This is a genomic window from Spirosoma taeanense (genome assembly GCF_013127955.1).
Lineage (GTDB): Bacteria > Bacteroidota > Bacteroidia > Cytophagales > Spirosomataceae > Spirosoma > Spirosoma taeanense.
The window spans coordinates 295,318-314,176 of the sequence record NZ_CP053435.1; the positions used below are offsets into that span (position 1 = coordinate 295,318).

Consider the following 18,859-nt stretch of genomic DNA (forward strand, 5'->3'; position numbering starts at 1 on the left):
CAGTGAATACGCTCAGTTACAAAACCATCTCTGCCAACAAAGAAACGGTGCAGAAGGAGTGGGTTGTGGTTGACGCTCAGGGTGAAGTGCTTGGTCGGCTGGCCAGCCAGATCGCACGCCTGATTCGCGGCAAACACAAAACCAACTTCACGCCCCACGTTGACTGTGGGGATAACGTGATCGTCATCAATGCCGAAAAGGTGCGCCTGACCGGTTCGAAGATGACCGACAAAATTTACATCCGCCACACGGGCTACCCCGGCGGTCAGCGCTTCGCCACGCCCCGGCTGTTGCTCGAAAAGCATCCCGAGCGCGTTATCGAACACGCCGTAAAAGGCATGTTGCCTAAAAACCGGCTTGGTCGGCGGTTGTTCACCAACCTGCACGTGTACGTCGGTGACCAGCACCCTCACGCGGCTCAGCAACCCACAGAAGTTAAATTCTAAGTCACAGACGAATGGATCGTATTAATACCATTGGCCGCCGTAAAACAGCTATCTCGCGCATTTATATGTCGGCGGGCAGCGGGGCCATCACGGTGAACGGGAAAGATTACAAGCAATATTTCCCCACCGAAGTGCTGCAAATCATTCTGAACCAGCCCTTCTCGACCGTCAACGGGGTAGGTGGCTACGACGTAAAGGTAAACGTTCGTGGTGGTGGCGTAGCCGGTCAGGCAGAAGCCACGCGTATGGCCATCGCCCGCGCACTCGTTGAAATGAACGCTGATTTCCGTCCGGCCCTCAAGAAAGAAGGCTTCCTGACGCGGGATTCGCGCATGGTCGAGCGCAAGAAGTACGGTCGCCGGAAGGCCCGCCGTCGGTTCCAGTTCTCGAAACGTTAATCATTGGCATAGGGCCTGGCGCCTGAGGCTTAGGGAGACTAACTGTCACATCCTCTGTCCTTTGTCCGCAACCCTCTGCTTTATTTGTCCAGGCTGCCCTTAGATGATGCCGACGGGCGGTGCTGCGTATACAATCACTATCTCATTTTTCTTTACGAAAATGGCACAAATCGAATATAAAGACCTCCTCGACGCGGGTGTGCACTTTGGCCACCTGACGCGTAAGTGGGACCCCCGGATGGCTCCGTACATCTTCATGGAGAAGAACGGCATCCACATTATTGACCTCAACAAGACACTGGCTGCTCTGGATGAAGCCTGCAATGCCATCAAAGGTATTGTTCGCTCGGGCCGGAAGGTGATGTTTGTGGCAACGAAGAAACAGGCTCAGGAAATCGTTTCGGAAGAAGCACGTCGCCTGAAAATGCCGTACGTAACTGACCGCTGGCAGGGCGGTATGTTGACGAACTTCGCTACGATCCGCAAGTCGCTGAAAAAAATGCAGACGCTGGACAAGATGCTGAAAGACGAGGAGACCGTCAAGAGCATTGCCAAGCGCGAGCGTTTGACCCGGACCCGCGACAAAGAGAAACTGGAGCGCGTGCTGGGCGGTATTGCCGACCTGACACGTTTGCCGGCTGCTCTCTTCGTTGTTGACGTAAAGCGCGAGCACATTGCGGTTGCCGAAGCACACCGTCTGGGTATCCCCGTATTTGCTATGTGTGATACGAACTCGAACCCCGATGAAGTTGACTTCGCTATTCCGGCCAACGACGATGCGTATAAGTCGATTTCTCTCATTACGCTGGCTATCGGTAAGGCTATTGAAGAAGGCCTGATGGAGCGCAAGCAGGACAAAGACGACCAGCGCATCCAGGAAGAGGAAGAAGCTAAGCGGAACGAAGACCTGGTTCAGGCCCGTGCTGAAGACGAAAGTAAGCTGGAAGAAGGCGCAGAAGCAACTTCATCGCCCGCTGCAGTTGCTGAAGACGAGCAGGAAGGATAAATAAAACGGTTCGCCGTTGCGGTTATAAAGTTTAGCGTTACAACGTTCTCTGGTTCCACGGCGGGCAAAAATGGGTAACGCTACAACTGAAAGACTTTATAACTCAGTGAGAATAGCCCGTAGCCAGCCGCTATGGGCTATTCCATTTCAATACGCAGTTTGTTGACTACCCAATTTTTTTTGGCAACTTAATTCGATAACTTTCTTTTATTATGGCAATTACCGCTGCTGACGTAAACAAACTTCGGCAAGAGACCGGAGCCGGTATGATGGACTGCAAAAAGGCCCTGACCGAAGCCGACGGCGATTTTGAAAAAGCCAAAGAGATTCTGCGGAAGCAGGGTCAGAAAATAGCCGACAAGCGCGCTGACAACACGACTGCTGAAGGTGTCGTACTGGCCAATGTTAGCGATGATGGCAAAACTGGTAAAATTATCGCGTTAGCCTGCGAAACCGAGCCGGTTTCTAAAGTAGCTGACTTCCAGAACCTGGCAACGGCCGTTATGGATGCAGCCGTAAAAACCGGTGCTACCGACAAATCGGGTTTGCTGGCTACTCCCCAGGCCGACGGCCGGACGCTGCAGGACCACATTACGGATTTGATGGGTAAAATCGGTGAAAAAATCGATGTTGCTTCGTTCGAAACCGTGACGGCTGATAAAGTTGTGTCCTACATTCACTCAAACGGCAAATTGGGCGTACTGGTTGGCCTTAGTAATACGAACGGTACGGACGTTACCGAGGTAGGCAAGGATGTCGCCATGCAGATTGCTGCCATGAAACCAGTTGCGCTGGACAAAGATGGCGTTGATGCAACGATTGTTGAGCGCGAAATCGAAATTGGTAAAGAGCAGGCCCGTCAGGAGGGTAAGCCCGAAGCCATGCTTGAGAAAATTGCGCTGGGTAAGCTGAATAAGTTCTATAAAGAAAATACGCTGCTTAACCAGGAATTTGTAAAAGATAACTCGATGACGATTGCACAATTGCTGGACAAAACCAGCAAAGGATTAACCGTTTCAGCCTTCAAGCGAGTTGTTATCGGTTAATTACATAGAGTAACATTAAATTTCGTTAAAACCCGGTTTGGTAACCGGGTTTTTTTGTTTTATTGCAGAACCAAATTTTAATACTGGTCGTATATATCGCTATTCATTACCACCGTAACTCCTTCTTAACCATGCAAACCTTTACAGACGAACAACTGGTTAACCTTTACCTCGAAACCCAGGAGAACGAATACTTCAAACTCTTATACGAACGCTATAGTGACAAGGTTCATCGTAAATGCTACTCATTTACTAAAGATTCATTTAGAGCCGACGACCTGACGCAGGATATTTTTCTAAGGTTATTAATCAAATTGAGAAGTTATAAACAGCAGGCGCGCTTCTCAACCTGGCTCTACTCGATTACGCATAATCATTGCACCGATCAGGTTAGGACCCCAAGTCGGCGATACGAAGTGGTAACCGGTGCAGACTGGGATCGGCTGGATACGCAGTCGGATGATGGGCTGGCCGAACGAGCCGAAGCCGAGGATCTACAAATTCAGCGGGCAATGACCCGACTCACGCCCGATGAGCAGCACATGCTACGGATGAAGTATCAGGAAGAAGCCACTATTAAAGACATTGCCGGACATCATTCGATAACCGAAAGCGCGGTGAAAATGCGGCTCAAGCGTTCCCGCGATCGGCTGCGTCATTACTACTGGAAAAGTAATGCTGAAGACTTGTTGTATGCGTAGGATGACCGAAGGGACATTGTTTCCATTAGAGTCTCTGTGATTAACAGGCCAGGATTTCAATGCAAGCCAATACGGGCGAAAGAACAGTTTTAGAGCTGGCTTTCGCCCGTATTGGTTTGGTAGATAGTTCAAATCTAGTACTTTCAGGTCGGGAGAAGATCCTTACAACCAGGTTGGTACGCCATGAAGAATTTGGCTGACGAAGAGTTAGTGCGTTTATACATCGAAACGCAGAAAAACGCCTATTTCGAGAAACTATATGAACGATACTGCGACAAAGTTTATCGGAAGTGCCTGTCGTTTACAAAAGATCCGATGCGGGCTGAAGACCTGGCCCACGACATCTTTCTGAAACTGGTTGTGAAGCTGAGCAGCTTTAAACAGCAGGCGAAGTTTTCAACCTGGCTCTACTCGATTACGTATAATCACTGTCTGGATCATGTGCGTTCTCCACACCGTCATCAGGAGTTCTATGTTAGCGAAGAATGGGATCGCCTTGACTTGAGTGACGACGATGGACTTGCTGAAATTGAAGAGATGGAAGCGACCCGGTTACAGCAGGCGTTGCAGCAGCTCACGGCTGATGAGCAGACGCTGCTTCTGATGAAGTATCAGGATGACATCAGTCTCAAAGAAATAGCCTCGTTGACTAATACGACCGAAAGCGCGGTGAAAATGCGGCTCAAACGATCGCGTGACAAGCTCCGCAAATACTACCTGGAAGGAATCGTCTTCTGGTTATTGCTAGTAATAAAAGCTGCGTTGGCGGTTCGCTGGCCATTTCGGCATTAGTCATGGAAAACAAAAACCCGTTTAAAGCCATCGAACCGGATGCGCAATGTCCGGTGCATCTCAGGGAAGAACTGATCTCCGAAATCGACCTGATCCGTAACTCGCTGCAAGTTGTTGAGGTCTACGCCTACGATATTTTCGCTGCGTTTACTACGTTCCTAACCGGGCTAACACCCCATGATGAACTCCGTTCCTAATCTTTTCGCTGATGAACAACTTACCCAATCTACAGGAGATCCTGACGAACATTGTGGCCGGGCTCATTAACCAGTTGGTTAATTTCATTCCCCGACTGATCAGCGCGATTGTCATATTCGTTATTGGGCTACTAATTGCCAGACTGCTCCGGGCCGTCGTCAAAACCGTATTGAGCCGGATTGGCATCGATAAAGTCGGGGAAAAACTGAACGATATTAATCTGGTCAGGAAGCTGAATACCGATATTAAAATCAGCACGGTACTGGCGCAGATTCTTTACTTCTTCGTTGTCCTAATCTTTGCAACGGCTGCTACCGAGATGCTGGGCGTTGCGGCCCTGACAGATCTGATTGTAGGGATTACGAATCTGGTTCCTAAACTCATCGTAGCCGGATTAATGATGGTTGTCGGGCTCTTTATCGCCGAAGCCCTAAAAAAGTTTATTATCACTTTATGCGAGTCGTTTAATATCAGCGCTGGTCGGATGCTGGGAACGATTGTTTTCTTCTTTTTTCTGATTATTACGCTAATCAACGCGCTGGGACAGGCCGGTCTCAATACGGAACTGCTGGAGTCAAGTTTTAACCTGATTATTGGCGGAATTATCTTCGCCTTTACGTTTGGTTACGGTTTTGCATCCCGCGATGTAATGGCCAATATTTTGTCTTCATTTTACTCCAGGAATAAATACCGGGAAGGCCAGACGATCCAGATCGACGACGTTAAAGGCACGATTATAAAGATTGACAGCACTTCACTGATGTTACGGACCGGCGAGACAACGACGGTTTTTCCCCTGCAAGCGTTACAGACAAAAAAGGTAGAGGTGTTCGACTAAGTGGCTATGCTTCATTGCGTTGTAGCCGTAAGCCAATTCTTCTGGGCAAACCGTTACCTTAATTACTTTTAATCGTCTCACTACCGCTTACCATTTCTAACCTAAAATTAACCATCTTATGTTGAGTGAATTTCGTCAGTTCATTGCCCAGGGAAACGTCCTGGATCTGGCTGTGGGTATCATCATCGGCGCGGCTTTTACCAAGATTGTGAACTCGCTAGTTGAAGACATTCTTAACCCAATTATCGGTCTGCTTATCGGTGGCGTAGACCTGACCCAATGGAAACTCGTCATAAAAGAAGCCGTTGGCACCACACCCGAAGTCGCCATCCGGTACGGGAACTTCCTGAATAATGTTGTTCAATTTCTCATCGTCGCGTGGGTGATTTTCCTGATTGTGAAAGCCGCCAACCGCGCTCGGCTATCCAGCTCACTCGCCCCCAAGGAATAATTCCTGGTAGAAGTTACGGTAAAAGCCTCCCGAACGTTCGGGAGGCTTTTGTTTTATGCGTTATTTTGCCCGGGTAAATCAGCGTGGCCAGTGAAAAAAGTAATAATTCTGGGTGGTGGTGAAAGCGGGGTCGGCGCGGCTCTGCTGGCGCAGGCAAAAGGGTTTGACGTCTTTCTATCGGACCGGGGGTCGCTGAAAGAAAACTACCGGCTGGCGCTGGAAGCTGCCGACATTCCTTATGAGGAAGACCGGCATAGCGAAGAGCGGATTCTGGATGCCGACGTAGTGATAAAAAGCCCCGGAATCCCGGCAACCGTGCCGCTGGTGCTGAAACTTCGGGAGCAGGGGACGCCGGTCATCTCCGAAATCGAATTTGCCGCCCACTACACGAAGGCTAAACTCATTGGCATTACGGGCAGCAACGGCAAGACCACCACTACGCTGCTGACCCATCATCTGCTCAAAACCGCAGGCCTAAACGTGGGCCTGGCCGGAAACGTGGGCGATAGCTTCGCCGAGCAGGTGATCGATGATGAGTTTGACTATTACGTACTTGAGTTAAGCAGCTTTCAGCTCGACGATATGTATGAAACGCACCTCGACGTAATGATGCTGCTCAACATTACCCCTGATCACCTGGACCGCTACGGGTACAACTTTCAGAATTACGTTGACTCAAAATTCCGGATTCTACAGAATGCCGGATCGGGCGACGACTTTATCTATTTTGCGGAGAGCGAACCCATTCAGAGCGAACTGGCCCGGCGTAATCCGGAGGTGAACCGCCTGCCCATTTCGCTCGAAAAAACGGTTTCGCCGGGTGGCTATCTGGCCGACGGACAGTTGGTAGCGCACAACCGGGGCCAATCATTCACTATGCAGCAGGCTGAGACTACGTTACGTGGGCCGCACAATGCCATCAATACGCTGGCGGCCGTGCTGGCGGCTCAATCGGTAGGCGTCTCTGAAGAGGCTATCCGCAGAGGACTCAAAACGTTTCAGAATGCCGCCCACCGGCTCGAACCAGCCGGAACGATCAATGGGGTTCAGTTCATCAACGATTCAAAAGCAACTAACGTAGATTCGGTGTTCTATGCCTTATCGAGCATGGAGTCGCCGACGGTCTGGATTGCGGGTGGCCAGGACAAAGGCAATGAGTATAGCCAGTTGAACGAAGTTGTTCGCCAGAAGGTAAAATCACTGATCTGTCTGGGAGTAGATAACCATAAATTAGTGGACTTCTTTAGTGATAAAGTATCCGCTATCTACGAAACGCAGGACATAGAAAAGGCCGTTGCCAAAGGTCTGGAATGGGCACAACCGGGCGAGGTCGTTCTGCTGTCGCCAGCCTGCGCCAGTTTTGATTTATTTAAAAATTACGAAGACCGGGGCAATCAATTTAAAGCTGCCGTCAAGGAATTAATCAGTAAATCGGCTAGTCAATAAGCTCCCTGTTATACGACTTCTGCAAACAATCCGCTGTCTGACTTGTCAACTTACTATTTCTAGCCCATGGCTCTCCGCGACTGGATTCGTACCCACCTGAAAGGCGATCGTCAGATCTGGATGATTGTCCTGTATCTGTCGATCATGAGCGTCCTGGTCGTATATAGCGCAACCCGGACGAAGGCTTTCCGCGAACTCGATGGCAACACCGAGGTTTTCCTGCTCAAACACGGCTCGCTGCTGCTCTTTGGTCTGGTCTGTACGTATTTCGCTCATAAAATCAACTACATCTATTACGCCCGACTGTCGAAGTTTGGCCTGTGGTTGTCAATCCCGCTGCTGCTTTGGGCGTTCTTCAAGGGCACCAACCTGAACGATGCCTCACGTTGGGTGACGATTCCGATTATTAACCAAACGTTTCAGCCATCCGATTTAGCCAAGCTGGCCCTGATCTCGAACCTGGCGGCCATGCTGGCCAAGCGGCAGCGGTTTATGAACGATCCGAGCGTGCTGTTCAATCTGATTCTCTGGATTGGGGTCATTTGTTCGCTGATTATTCTTTCCAATACGTCAACGGCGCTGCTACTGGCCGCAACCTGCTTTCTGCTGATGTATATCGGTCGGGTACCGGTGCGTTACCTGGCCTACATGGTGGGTGTCTGCGTTGTTCTGGGTGGGGCAGGGCTGATGCTGGGGCAACGCTTCGGCACGGCTACCAACCGGGTGAAAAGTTTCATGGACTCCGATACGATTGTGTACCAGGTTGAACAGTCGTATATCGCCCTGGCCAACGGGGGGCTTACGGGTCAGGGGCCGGGTAATAGCCATCAGCGGAATACATTGCCGAACCCATTTTCGGACTTTATCTATGCCATCATTGTTGAGGAGTATGGGCTGCTCCTGGGCGGTATTCCAGTCGTGCTGGCCTATATCTGGTTTCTCTGGCGAGGCATCAAGGCAATTCATAAAACGACCCGACCCTTCGGTGGGCTTTTATCGGCAGGCTTAACGTTCAGTATAGTCTTTCAGGCGTTTGCCAGCATCTGCGTCGCCATTGGTCTGGCACCCGTAACGGGTCAGCCGCTGCCGTTGCTGAGCATGGGCGGTACGTCGCTGATTTTTACCGGTCTGGCTATTGGTATTGTTCTGAGCGTCAGCAGAGACGAAGCCGACGAAAGTAAAATGTAGCTAGATGGTAACGGTCAGACTATATCAGTAAGCCGAATACCCAAAATCATACAGAATGAAGGTAATTATCAGCGGTGGCGGAACCGGAGGACATATTTATCCGGCCATTGCCATTGCCAATGAACTAAAGGCAATGGACCCGGCTACCGAGATTTTATTTGTCGGGGCCGAAGGCAAGATGGAAATGGAGAAAGTACCACGGGCTGGCTACCCAATTCTAGGATTGCCCGTGGTCGGCATAAAGCGCGAACTGACGCTGGACAACCTGTCTTTCCCCTTTAAATTGGGTCGTAGTCTGGTCCGGGCGCAGCAGATTGTCCGGGATTTTCAGCCGAACGTAGCCGTAGGGGTGGGTGGTTATGCCAGCGGCCCTTTGCTGCTGGCAGCCTCCTTAAAGGGCGTTCCAACCTTGATTCAGGAGCAGAATTCATATGCCGGATTAACCAATAAAGTCCTGGCTCGCTGGGCCCGGCGCGTCTGCGTGGCATATCCGGGCATGGACGCGTTTTTTGCAGCCGATAAAATACGTCTGACCGGCAATCCCGTTCGTAGTGATATTCAGTTTGCCGATCAGCAGGTTGAAGCGGGTCAAAAACTATTCGATCTGGAGGCCGCGCGAAAGACATTACTGGTGATTGGTGGTAGCCAGGGCGCCCGAACCCTGAACGAGAGCCTGGAAGCAGGTCTGCAACGGTTTGTAGAAGCTGGCCTTCAGGTTATCTGGCAAACGGGCCCGGCGTTCATTGAGCGCGCCCGGCAGGCCGTGGCCTCAGTTGGTTCCCCCCTGATCAAAGTGTACGATTTCATTTACGACATGGATAAAGCCTATGCCGTAGCTGATGCAGTTGTGTCGCGGGCAGGGGCCTTGTCAGTTTCGGAGCTATGCCTGGTGGGCCGACCGGCTATATTGGTGCCTTTTCCGGCAGCCGCCGAAGATCACCAAACCAAGAATGCAATGGCGCTGGTTGACCGAAATGCAGCCTTGCTGGTCCGCGATCAGGTCGCCCGCGAGGAGCTGGTTACGGCCAGCCTGAATCTGTTGAATAATTCTGCGCAGCGTCAACAGTTAAGCCGTGAAATTAAGACCTTTGCCAAACCGCATGCTGCCCGCGAAATTGCGGAAGAAGTAATTAAAATAACGAGGCAGTAACAAATTGCTATTGCTAACTTTACGTCCTGATCGGTACAGTAGCCAATAGCGGGCTATGGTGCTGATGCGTATCCACTAGTTATGACGTTAGACCGGTTCAAATACATTTATTTCCTGGGTATCGGCGGGATTGGTATGAGCGCGCTGGCCCGGTGGTTTCGGGTTAACGGCTATGCCGTAGCGGGCTACGACAAAACGCCCACTGCTCTAACCGAAGCCCTGCAGGCCGAAGGAATGGAGATTCACTTCTCGGAAGACATTGAGCAGATACCAGCTAAATTCCGGGAAAACCCAACCGAAACCCTGGTCATCTATACGCCCGCAGTACCCAAAGACCACGCGGAATATATTTTTCTGACCGAAAATGGGTTCCTGCTGCAAAAACGGTCGCAGGTGCTGGGTTTGCTGGCGGGGCAAATGACAACGGTCGGCGTTGCCGGAACCCACGGCAAAACGACCACCTCATCTATGGTTGCGCATATTCTGCGCGATGCGGGGGTCAACTGTGCAGCTTTTTTAGGAGGCATCACAAACAATTACGGCACCAATTTTCTGCTTAACGAACCTGCCGATGATCTTCGGTCGGTCGTATGCGTCGTAGAGGCCGACGAGTTCGACCGTTCGTTTCTGACGTTGTACCCGCATCTGGCCATTGTTACCTCAACCGACGCCGACCATCTGGACATCTACGGAGCACATGAGGCCGTGCTTGAATCGTTCGGCCTGTTTGTTAGCCAGATTGAGGCCAGCGGGGTGTTGTTCATGAAGCAGGGCCTGACGCTCGCTGATAAAACAAAAGCCAACGTTCGGGCGTATTCGCTACAGAACGGCGATTACCATAGCCAGAATCTGCGGGTTGACAATGCCGCCTTCGTGTTTGACCTCGTGCATCCTCAGGGCGTCATTTCTGATATTCAATTGACGGTTCCGGGTTTTCATAACGTCGAAAACGCCGTAGCTGCCGGCGCGGTGGCGCTGGAACTGGGCGTTTCGGCAGAAGCCATTCGGTCGGCGCTAAACAGTTACCGGGGCGTCCGGCGCCGGTTTGAGTATGTGCTCAAAACCGATGCCGCCATACTGATTGACGATTACGCCCATCATCCGGCCGAAGTGCAGGCGTTTCTGTCGTCGGTGAAAGCGTTGTATCCGGACCGTGAACTGACCGCCATATTCCAGCCGCATCTGTTCAGCCGGACGCGCGATTTTGCCGAAGGGTTTGCCGAAAGTCTTTCCCTGGCCGACCATGTTATTTTGCTGGATATTTATCCGGCCCGCGAATTGCCGATCGAAGGCGTTACCTCAGAATTGATTTTTCGCGATATTCGGGCAAAATCAAAGCGCCAAAGCACCAAAGCCGAACTACCCGACGTTGTGCGGGAAATGAAGCCGTCGCTGCTGGTAACGATCGGCGCGGGGGATATTGATCAGCTTCTTCCCGTGCTGAAAAAAGAATTGGAGACCAATAGATAAAAATATCTGTGTAACGACTTAGCTTATTTACAGATGTTTTCTACCTTTAATTCAACCAGAAAATGGTTACTGACGATTGGTGGGGCAGTGGGTCTGTTTGGCCTGATTGCCTTTACCGAAGTTCGGCAGGGCCAAAAGCGCGTTCAGGCGGTGGTTATTCAGCTCGATCAGATTGATGGTCACCGTTTTCTAACGCGCCGGGACGTAACGGGGTACCTGACCAATGGCGGAGCCGATCCGGTGATTGGTAAGGATTACGCCGAGGTAGATTTCCATCAGCTTGAAGCGCGGCTTCGGCAACACGGTCTGGTCAAAACCTGTCAGGTGTCCCGGGATCTGAGGGGTAATCTGATCGTTACGGTCGAACAACCCCGCCCGCTGGCTCGGTTTATCTCGCCGGGAGACGGTATTCGGCCGGTATCGGGGCAGTACGTAAGTGAAGAAGGAACGTTTTTTCCGATTTCGATGAATTATTCGGCCCGGGTGCCGATGCTGACCGGTGCTTATTTTACGAAGAATCGGTCGCTGGCGAGTGAGCGTAACCGGCCGTTGCTGGACCTGCTTAGACGTATCCAGGACGACCCATTCTGGCGGGCGCAGATTACCGAACTATCGGTCGATGAGCAGGGGCAGGTGACGATGTGGCCGCAGTTAGGCAATCATCAGATTGAGTTTGGACCACCAACCGATCTGGATGCGAAGTTTAGAAAACTGAAATTAGTGTATACGGATGTTCTACCGGCGAAAGGTTGGGACCGCTACAGCCGGGTGAGCGTTCAATATAGAAATCAAATCGTGTGCGAATGACGACGACAGGCATTGACGATAAAATTATAGTCGGGTTGGACATCGGCAGCACGAAAGTGTGTGCAGTGGCGGGCCGGGTAGTCCGTAACAACAAGGACCAGGAAACGCTCGAAGTGCTGGGCGTGGGCGAAACCTATCTGGCCGACGGTGTCACAAAGGGGACCGTAGTGAATGTTAATAACACAGTCAGCGCTATCCGACGAGCTGTGGGTGAAGCCTCAAACCAGGCGAATATCAACATTCAATTGGTTAATGTCAGCTTCAGCGGCTCACATGTCATGTCGATCAAGTCAAGTGGCAACATCACCCGGTCATCATCAGGCGATGAAGTGCAGACTGAAGACATTGACCATCTGCTAAGCGACATGTACCGCACGTCCGTTCCGGCCGACAAGGAGATTATCCACGTCCTGCCGATGGATTTTGTGGTTGATGGTGAAACCAACATTAATCAGCCGGTTGGCCGGAATGGGGTTAAACTCGGAGCCGACTTCCAGCTGATTACGGCGCAGGCAAACGCGGCCCGGAACGTGCGTAAGTGCATCTCGCGCAATAATCTGCAGCAGGAAACCATGATGCTGTCGGCGCTGGCTTCGGGGCTGGCCGTCCTGACGGACGAAGAGAAATACGCTGGTGTGGCGCTGGTTGACATTGGGGGCGGAACGACCGAAATGGCCATCTACTACCGTAATGTGTTACGCCATGTCGCCGTGTTCCCATGGGCAGGTAACAGCCTGACCTCCGACATTCAGGCCGGGTGCAAAATTCTACCGAACCAGGCCGAACAGCTTAAAAAGAAATTTGGCAGTGCCAACCCCGCGGAGTACAACATCAATGAGGTGGTGGCTGTGCCGGGTTTGAGTAACAAAAAGCCTAAAGATGTGCTGCTCAAAAACGTAGCCGTAATTATTGAAGACCGGCTTCGCGAAATTGCTGCGCTGGTTCAGGCCGAAATCATTCGGTCGGGCTACGAAGGGAAACTGTTGGGTGGCATTGTCTTGACCGGCGGAACGGCTCTTATTCCGGGTATTGAGCAGATTTTTGGCCGTGTAACGGGCGTAGAAGAGGTGCGTGTAGGTTTCCCCGAGCATCTGGAGCCAAACGGTCGCGCCGATCTGGTTGGCGATCCGGCCTACGCAACGGCGGTTGGTCTGGTCTGGGCAGGCTACAAAACCATTGATAACCGCATCTCTTTTATCAGCGATCCGTCCCGGGCTACGTACAATGAAGAACCCGCCACGGCGCCCCCACGCACGTATGGTCCGCCACCGCCAGCGCGTGAGAAAACACCGGTGGTGCCCGAAAAGGAACCCAAAAAGGGGCTGCTCAGCTGGCTGAAAGACGCTCTTCAGCCAATGCGGGGTAGCGAAACCGATCCGTATTAATGACCCGCAAGGGGGAACCGGCTCAGGCCGGTTCAGTCGCATTTATCCAGTTCTCGAATAACAAAAAAGATACCACAGACCTATACGATGCTTAGTCAGGGCTATAGATTCGAAATACCAGACGACAATCCGACCATCATTAAGGTTGTTGGCGTGGGCGGCATGGGCGGAAACGCCGTTAAGCACATGCATAAACTGGAGATGAAGGATGTAAATTTTGCCATTTGCAACACCGATCGCCAGGCGCTCATGAACAACCCCGTGCCAACTAAACTTCAGTTGGGCGACGGGTTGGGGGCCGGCACCGAAGCCAAGGCTGGAGAAGACGCGGCCCGCGCCAGTATTGAAGAAATCCGTAACCTGCTGGCACCGCCCACAAAAATGGTTTTCATAACCGCCGGTATGGGCGGGGGTACCGGTACCGGTGCTGCGCCGGTAGTGGCCGAAGTAGCCCGTGAAATGGGACTGCTGACCGTCGCAGTCGTGACAGCACCATATTACTTTGAAGGAACCGACAAGAAAGAACAGGCCCGCGAGGGAATTGAAAAGCTCAAGAAAAGTTGCGATACGGTACTGGTAGTTCTAAACGATAAACTAGCTGAGTTATACAGCGAATTGACCTGGACAGACGCCTACGCCCATGCTGATGACGTACTGGCGAATGCCGTAAAAAGTATTGCTGAGATTATTACGACGCAGGGCGACATCAATGCGGACTTTGCCGACGTAAAGAAAGTACTCGAACATGCCGGGCAGTCGGTGATGGGATCGGCGGAGGCCGGCGGAGAAGATCGGGCGCTGAAGGCAATCGAAGCGGCCCTGAACTCGCCCCTGCTTAACGACCATGATATTCGGGGCGCCAAACGGATTCTGCTTACGATCTCGTCGAGTCAGGAGCACGCTATGAAGCTCAAAGAGCAGATGGCTATTTCGGAGCACGTTGCCAAAAAGATTCAGACCGAAGCCCGGATGTTTAAGTTTGGCGCAATCACGGATAAAAATCTGGGGGATAAACTGCGCGTAACGATCATTGCGGCTGGTTTCGACGGGACAACTACGCTGATGGACCAACTCAAGACCACACCTGAAGCCGAAACAATATCGAGCCTGGTGGTTACGGATATTGAGGAGCCTGAGCAGCCGCAGGATGTTCTGAGCCAGGAACCTGAAGAAGAGGAACTGGTGCCGGTTGATGCCGATGGTGACGAGATAAATGAGTCGCCCATAAGTGTAACTGCGCAAACCGACGATAAGGCAAAAACGCCGACGGGCCTTAACGGGACTAATGTAATCCGGCCCGAAACGTCAGGCGTATTCCACCCGCTGGAACAGGATGATGCCGATACTCTGGTGATTGATGAAGAGCGCCCGAACGATGCGGACCTGATCAGGCGCAGCGTAGACGCGTTTGTCAAGGGCCAATACTCCGTCGCGGATCTAGATCGCCCAACCTTTGAGCGGAATAAAACGGTTCTGTACTCACTTCCCATGTTGCCGGAAGATGAGTTTGTTCGCTCAAAACTAAACGATTAACTTAGTTTCATTCAGAATAACAGGGGCTTTCGCACAGGAAGCCCTTCTTTTTTACCGTGACGCATTCCGACGTAAAAGCGACGCTTCTGGAACTGGAACAGCCTGAGCGGGCGTCGTTCGCGGCTCGTTTCTTCAAAACCCGGCCGGGGCAATATGCCGAAGGCGATCAGTTTCTTGGCCTGTCGATGCCACAGCAACACGTCATCGCACGGCAGTACCGGGAGTTGCTGCCAGATGAAACCGAGCTATTGCTGCACGATCCATACCACGAGTGCCGAATGGTAGCTCTGTTAATCTGGGTGTATCAGGTTCAGAAAGCAGGCCCGGTTTATCGCGCCGAGATTATGGCGCGGTACCTGGCCAATCGGGAGTTCATTAATAACTGGGATCTGGTGGATGTTACGTGTCCGCACATAGTCGGGCGGCATCTGCTCAATAATGATCGGTCGGCATTGTATGAATTGGCCCGCGAAAACCACTTATGGAGCCAGCGTATTGCAATCGTTTCGACGATTACGTTTATTCGTCATGGGCAGTTTGCTGATACGTTCGCTCTGGCCGAAATCCTGCTGGCTCACCGGCACGATCTGATTCATAAAGCCATCGGCTGGATGCTGCGGGAAGTGGGTAAACGAGATGCTGATGCGCTCGAAGAATTTCTGCATGATCATATCCGGCAAATGCCCCGAACGGCTCTTCGGTACGCGATTGAAAAGTTCGAGCCTAACCGACGCCGGTATTATCTGACTTTATAAATGGCTGGAATGGTAAATGGTATTCGTATCTTTACAGCCCCGATTGGCAACTGCCAATTTATAAACTGCCAACTGTAAACTTAGACTATGTCTTGGTTCGTCCGAAAAGATAAGGGTATTCAGACCCCGACCGAAATGAAGCGGGAGGCTCCCGATGGTCTGTGGTATCAGTGCCCGAACTGTAAAAAAGCAATGCATACGCGGGAGCATAAACTCAATGCGTATACCTGCGTTCATTGCAACTACCACGAGAAAATTGGTTCTGACGCCTATTTTTCTGTTTTGTTCGATGATAATGAGTTTACGGAACTCGACGCGAACATGGCCTCGGCCGATCCGCTGAAGTTTACCGATACAAAAGCGTATCCGGACCGCGTGCGTTCAACAATGGCGAAAACCGGCCTGAAAGACGCCGTTCGGACGGCTTACGGATCTATGCACGGCCTGAACGTTACGATCGCCGTTATGGATTTCAACTTCATCGGCGGTTCGATGGGTTCGGTAGTCGGCGAAAAAATTGCCCGCGCCATTGACCATGCCATGGAAGCCCGGACACCGTTCCTGATGATTTCCCGCTCGGGGGGCGCCCGCATGATGGAGGCTGGCTTTTCGCTGATGCAGATGGCGAAAACGTCGGCTAAGCTGGCGTTGCTCTCGCAGGCCAGGCTGCCGTATGTATCGCTGCTGACCGACCCGACCACGGGGGGCGTTACGGCCTCTTATGCGATGCTGGGCGACTTCAACATTGCCGAACCTGAAGCTCTGATTGGCTTCGCGGGGCCGCGCGTCATTCGTGAAACAATCGGAAAAGACCTGCCCAAAGGTTTCCAGAGTGCCGAGTTTGTTCTTGAGCATGGCTTCCTCGACTTTATTGTCGACCGTAAGGATCTGAAGGATAAACTGGCCAGCCTGTTCCGGATGCTGCAATAATGCGCCTTGTCTCCCACCCGGTTCTCTGTAACTACTACGTTACGTATCGCTGCAATGCGAGCTGTAGTTTCTGCGATATCTGGGAGCGGCCATCACCTTACGTTACCCTCGATAATGCCCGCCAGAACCTACGCGATCTGAAACGTCTTGGCGTTCGGGTGGTTGATTTTACTGGGGGCGAACCCCTGCTCCATCGTCAGTTGCCGGAGCTTCTGCACGAAGCCCGGCAACTGGGGCTGATTACGACCATTACGACTAATGCGCTGCTGTACCCTAAACAGGCCGAACGGCTGCGCGGTCTGGTGGATATGCTGCACTTTTCGCTCGATTCGCCGGTGGCCGAAGAGCACGACCGGTTGCGGGGCGTAGCGTGTTTCGATAAGGTCATGGAGTCGATTGCCATTGCCCGGCAGTTGGGCGAACGGCCGGATATTCTGTTCACCGTCTTTACGCATAATGTCCACCAGATTCGGCAGATGCATGAGGAAATCTGCCTGCCAAATAATCTGGTTCTGATTCTGAATCCGGTTTTCGAGTATAACACCGTTGAAACCGGCGACCGCCTGTCCGCCGAAGCCCTGACGCAGTTATCCTGGTGGGGTCGGCAGAAGAATGTTTACCTCAACGATGCCTTCGTGCAACTTCGGCGCGATGGCGGTAACCACATCAGCGATCCTGTTTGCAAGGCGGGCAGCACCACACTTGTCATCTCGCCGGAGAACAAACTGGTGTTGCCCTGCTACCATCTCGGTCTGAAAGATTTTCCCATTACTGATAATCTGTACGAGCTATATCATTCAGCCGATGTGCAGCAACTGGTGGCGCTGGAGGGCCGTTTACCAGGCTGCGAGGGCTGTACAATCAACTGCTATATGCAGCCATCATTTGCCGTAGAAGTTAACAAATACTGGTGGCGGGCGCTGCCCAGTACGCTCAAGTATAACTGGGTGAAGGGAACCTGGAAACAGTTGTTGTAGTCTGCCTGACCGCCTTCACAAATCGGTTTTTCCTGCCTGTTATGCTCTACACTACCCAACAAACCACTGAACTACCCGCTGGCGGCTTTCAGTTTCTGCGTACTTCGTTCGACGACCACGTTCTGACCATTACGCTGAACCGGCCCGAAAAGAAGAATGCACTAAACCCGCCTATGCTGAATGAACTGGCGTTTGCTCTGGCTCATGCACACTATCGAAAAGATATCTGGCTCGTGGTGCTGGCCGCTGAGGGTGATACCTTCTGCGCCGGTATGGACCTTAAATCGCTTTCATCAGGCGACATTGGAGAATCTTCGGTACCGGAGCCGGGCGGTCCCGTTCGGTTGGGAGAGTTGATGGCTGGGCTGCATAAGCCCTGCATCGCGCGGGTGCAGGGGGCTGTGTATGCCGGTGGTTTTCTGCTGGTCGGCGGCAGTACGTACGTAATCGCGGCCGAGTCGGCTACGTTTAGCCTGCCAGAAGTGAAACGGGGCTTATTCCCCTTTCAGGTCATGGCCATATTGCTCGAGATCATGCCTGCTCGGCAGGCTCTTGACCTTTGCCTGCGTGCACGAACACTCTCAGCGGCCGATGCGCTAACGCTCGGCCTGGTTACCGAAGTGGCTCCCACTAATGAACTGAACAATGCGGTTACGCGCCTGGCTAACGAACTCAAAGCGTTTTCACCTACGGCCATGCAGTTTGGGTTACGTGCCTATCAGCAATTAAAAAGCCTGCCATCAAACGAACAGCAGGCTTACCTATATGAGCAGTTTCGGTTACTTCAGCAAACGCCGGATGCAAAAGAAGGCATGGCTGCTTTTTTAGAAAAACGGAAACCGAACTGGTCGGATCACTGATTAAGGCTTCGGTAAATCCGGGCAATTATCCTTTCGGCGGGTGTCGATAATGTTCTGAATTTTCCAGTTACCGTTTACTTTCACGAGCGTAAAGGAGTTGACCCCGCAGTGACTTTTCTTATCCTGAAAATAAAAAACGTAGGGCGTCCAGGCAGTTGCCAGTTCTCCGTCAATCCTGATGTCCATGCCCGATAGCCGCTCATCAAGGGCGAAAGGCGGGTACTTGACGACGGATGCCGCAAACTGACCAATGTTTTCGTTCCGCACCGAAACATCACCATCCTTGTTTTTTGCGATAGACTGTAATGTAGCGCCGGGCAGAAACGTGTTCTTAATCTGCGTCGAATCGCCTTTCCGCATACCATCGAACAGAAGCTTAATCGTCGTGCGAACAGCCGCTTCGTCGGTCGCGGTTTGGGCGAGGGCGGGAGTAATCAGTACCAGGCCGATGAAGAGTAGCAGGTGTTTCATAGTGTGTACTG

General features: G+C 52.0%; 21 protein-coding genes. 20 read left to right on the forward strand and 1 reads right to left on the reverse strand.

Features of this window, described 5'->3' with window-relative positions; all coding sequences use genetic code 11:
* The first annotated feature begins 2 nt into the window (after positions 1–2).
* The 20 genes from rplM (at position 3) to HNV11_RS01385 (ending at position 18,377) form a co-directional block, all read left to right on the forward strand.
* Positions 3–446 carry a 50S ribosomal protein L13 gene (rplM, locus tag HNV11_RS01290; protein WP_171737937.1) on the forward strand — a complete coding sequence of 148 codons (444 nt, stop codon included), beginning with the start codon at positions 3–5 and terminating at the stop codon, positions 444–446.
* 11 nt (positions 447–457) lie between these two features.
* Complete coding sequence (gene rpsI / locus HNV11_RS01295; protein ID WP_171737938.1) at positions 458–844, forward strand: 30S ribosomal protein S9; 387 nt, start codon at positions 458–460, stop codon at positions 842–844.
* A gap of 160 nt (positions 845–1,004) precedes the next feature.
* Entirely contained in the window at positions 1,005–1,850 is an 846-nt protein-coding gene (rpsB, locus tag HNV11_RS01300) for a 30S ribosomal protein S2 (protein WP_171737939.1), read from the forward strand.
* Positions 1,851–2,062: 212 nt separating this feature from the next.
* Positions 2,063–2,896 (forward strand): translation elongation factor Ts, encoded by an 834-nt coding sequence (tsf, locus tag HNV11_RS01305; protein ID WP_171737940.1) that lies wholly within the window; start codon positions 2,063–2,065, stop codon positions 2,894–2,896.
* A gap of 131 nt (positions 2,897–3,027) precedes the next feature.
* A complete protein-coding gene (locus HNV11_RS01310; protein WP_171737941.1) occupies positions 3,028–3,597 on the forward strand; it encodes an RNA polymerase sigma factor in 570 nt (189 codons plus the stop codon).
* 183 nt (positions 3,598–3,780) lie between these two features.
* The gene (locus HNV11_RS01315) at positions 3,781–4,389 is read left to right on the forward strand and encodes an RNA polymerase sigma factor (RefSeq protein WP_171737942.1); all 609 of its coding nucleotides are present in this window, start codon (positions 3,781–3,783) and stop codon (positions 4,387–4,389) included.
* 2 nt (positions 4,390–4,391) lie between these two features.
* The gene (locus tag HNV11_RS01320) at positions 4,392–4,586 is read left to right on the forward strand and encodes a hypothetical protein (RefSeq protein WP_171737943.1); all 195 of its coding nucleotides are present in this window, start codon (positions 4,392–4,394) and stop codon (positions 4,584–4,586) included.
* Between the two features lie 11 nt (positions 4,587–4,597).
* Positions 4,598–5,425, forward strand: coding sequence for a mechanosensitive ion channel family protein (locus HNV11_RS01325; protein WP_171737944.1), 828 nt, complete (start codon positions 4,598–4,600; stop codon positions 5,423–5,425).
* A gap of 118 nt (positions 5,426–5,543) precedes the next feature.
* Positions 5,544–5,876: a large conductance mechanosensitive channel protein MscL gene (mscL, locus tag HNV11_RS01330; protein WP_171737945.1), complete on the forward strand. Its 333-nt coding sequence runs from the start codon at positions 5,544–5,546 to the stop codon at positions 5,874–5,876.
* Between the two features lie 90 nt (positions 5,877–5,966).
* Positions 5,967–7,322, forward strand: coding sequence for a UDP-N-acetylmuramoyl-L-alanine--D-glutamate ligase (gene murD / locus HNV11_RS01335; protein WP_171737946.1), 1,356 nt, complete (start codon positions 5,967–5,969; stop codon positions 7,320–7,322).
* Positions 7,323–7,388: 66 nt separating this feature from the next.
* Complete coding sequence (locus HNV11_RS01340; protein WP_171737947.1) at positions 7,389–8,510, forward strand: FtsW/RodA/SpoVE family cell cycle protein; 1,122 nt, start codon at positions 7,389–7,391, stop codon at positions 8,508–8,510.
* 55 nt (positions 8,511–8,565) lie between these two features.
* Positions 8,566–9,660: an undecaprenyldiphospho-muramoylpentapeptide beta-N-acetylglucosaminyltransferase gene (gene murG, locus HNV11_RS01345; protein WP_171737948.1), complete on the forward strand. Its 1,095-nt coding sequence runs from the start codon at positions 8,566–8,568 to the stop codon at positions 9,658–9,660.
* 81 nt (positions 9,661–9,741) lie between these two features.
* Positions 9,742–11,130 (forward strand): UDP-N-acetylmuramate--L-alanine ligase, encoded by a 1,389-nt coding sequence (gene murC, locus HNV11_RS01350; protein WP_171737949.1) that lies wholly within the window; start codon positions 9,742–9,744, stop codon positions 11,128–11,130.
* A gap of 33 nt (positions 11,131–11,163) precedes the next feature.
* Positions 11,164–11,937, forward strand: a complete 774-nt coding sequence (locus tag HNV11_RS01355; RefSeq protein WP_171737950.1) for a cell division protein FtsQ/DivIB — start codon at positions 11,164–11,166, stop codon at positions 11,935–11,937.
* Entirely contained in the window at positions 11,934–13,322 is a 1,389-nt protein-coding gene (gene ftsA / locus HNV11_RS01360; protein ID WP_171737951.1) for a cell division protein FtsA, read from the forward strand. The genes HNV11_RS01355 and ftsA overlap by 4 nt, the downstream gene beginning before the upstream one ends.
* An 87-nt stretch (positions 13,323–13,409) precedes the next feature.
* Positions 13,410–14,855, forward strand: a complete 1,446-nt coding sequence (gene ftsZ, locus HNV11_RS01365) for a cell division protein FtsZ (RefSeq protein ID WP_171737952.1) — start codon at positions 13,410–13,412, stop codon at positions 14,853–14,855.
* Between the two features lie 56 nt (positions 14,856–14,911).
* Positions 14,912–15,610 (forward strand): DNA alkylation repair protein, encoded by a 699-nt coding sequence (locus tag HNV11_RS01370; RefSeq protein WP_171737953.1) that lies wholly within the window; start codon positions 14,912–14,914, stop codon positions 15,608–15,610.
* An 87-nt stretch (positions 15,611–15,697) separates the two neighbouring features.
* The gene (gene accD / locus HNV11_RS01375) at positions 15,698–16,540 is read left to right on the forward strand and encodes an acetyl-CoA carboxylase, carboxyltransferase subunit beta (protein WP_171737954.1); all 843 of its coding nucleotides are present in this window, start codon (positions 15,698–15,700) and stop codon (positions 16,538–16,540) included.
* On the forward strand, positions 16,540–17,517 hold the full coding sequence (locus HNV11_RS01380) for a radical SAM protein (RefSeq protein ID WP_171737955.1): 978 nt from the start codon (positions 16,540–16,542) through the stop codon (positions 17,515–17,517). Before accD ends, HNV11_RS01380 begins: the two co-directional genes overlap by 1 nt.
* A 41-nt stretch (positions 17,518–17,558) precedes the next feature.
* Positions 17,559–18,377 carry an enoyl-CoA hydratase/isomerase family protein gene (locus HNV11_RS01385; protein WP_171737956.1) on the forward strand — a complete coding sequence of 273 codons (819 nt, stop codon included), beginning with the start codon at positions 17,559–17,561 and terminating at the stop codon, positions 18,375–18,377.
* Here HNV11_RS01385 and HNV11_RS01390 read toward each other — a convergent pair whose 3' ends face one another.
* Positions 18,378–18,848, reverse strand: coding sequence for a nuclear transport factor 2 family protein (locus tag HNV11_RS01390; RefSeq protein WP_171737957.1), 471 nt, complete (start codon positions 18,846–18,848; stop codon positions 18,378–18,380).
* Positions 18,849–18,859: the final 11 nt, after the last annotated feature.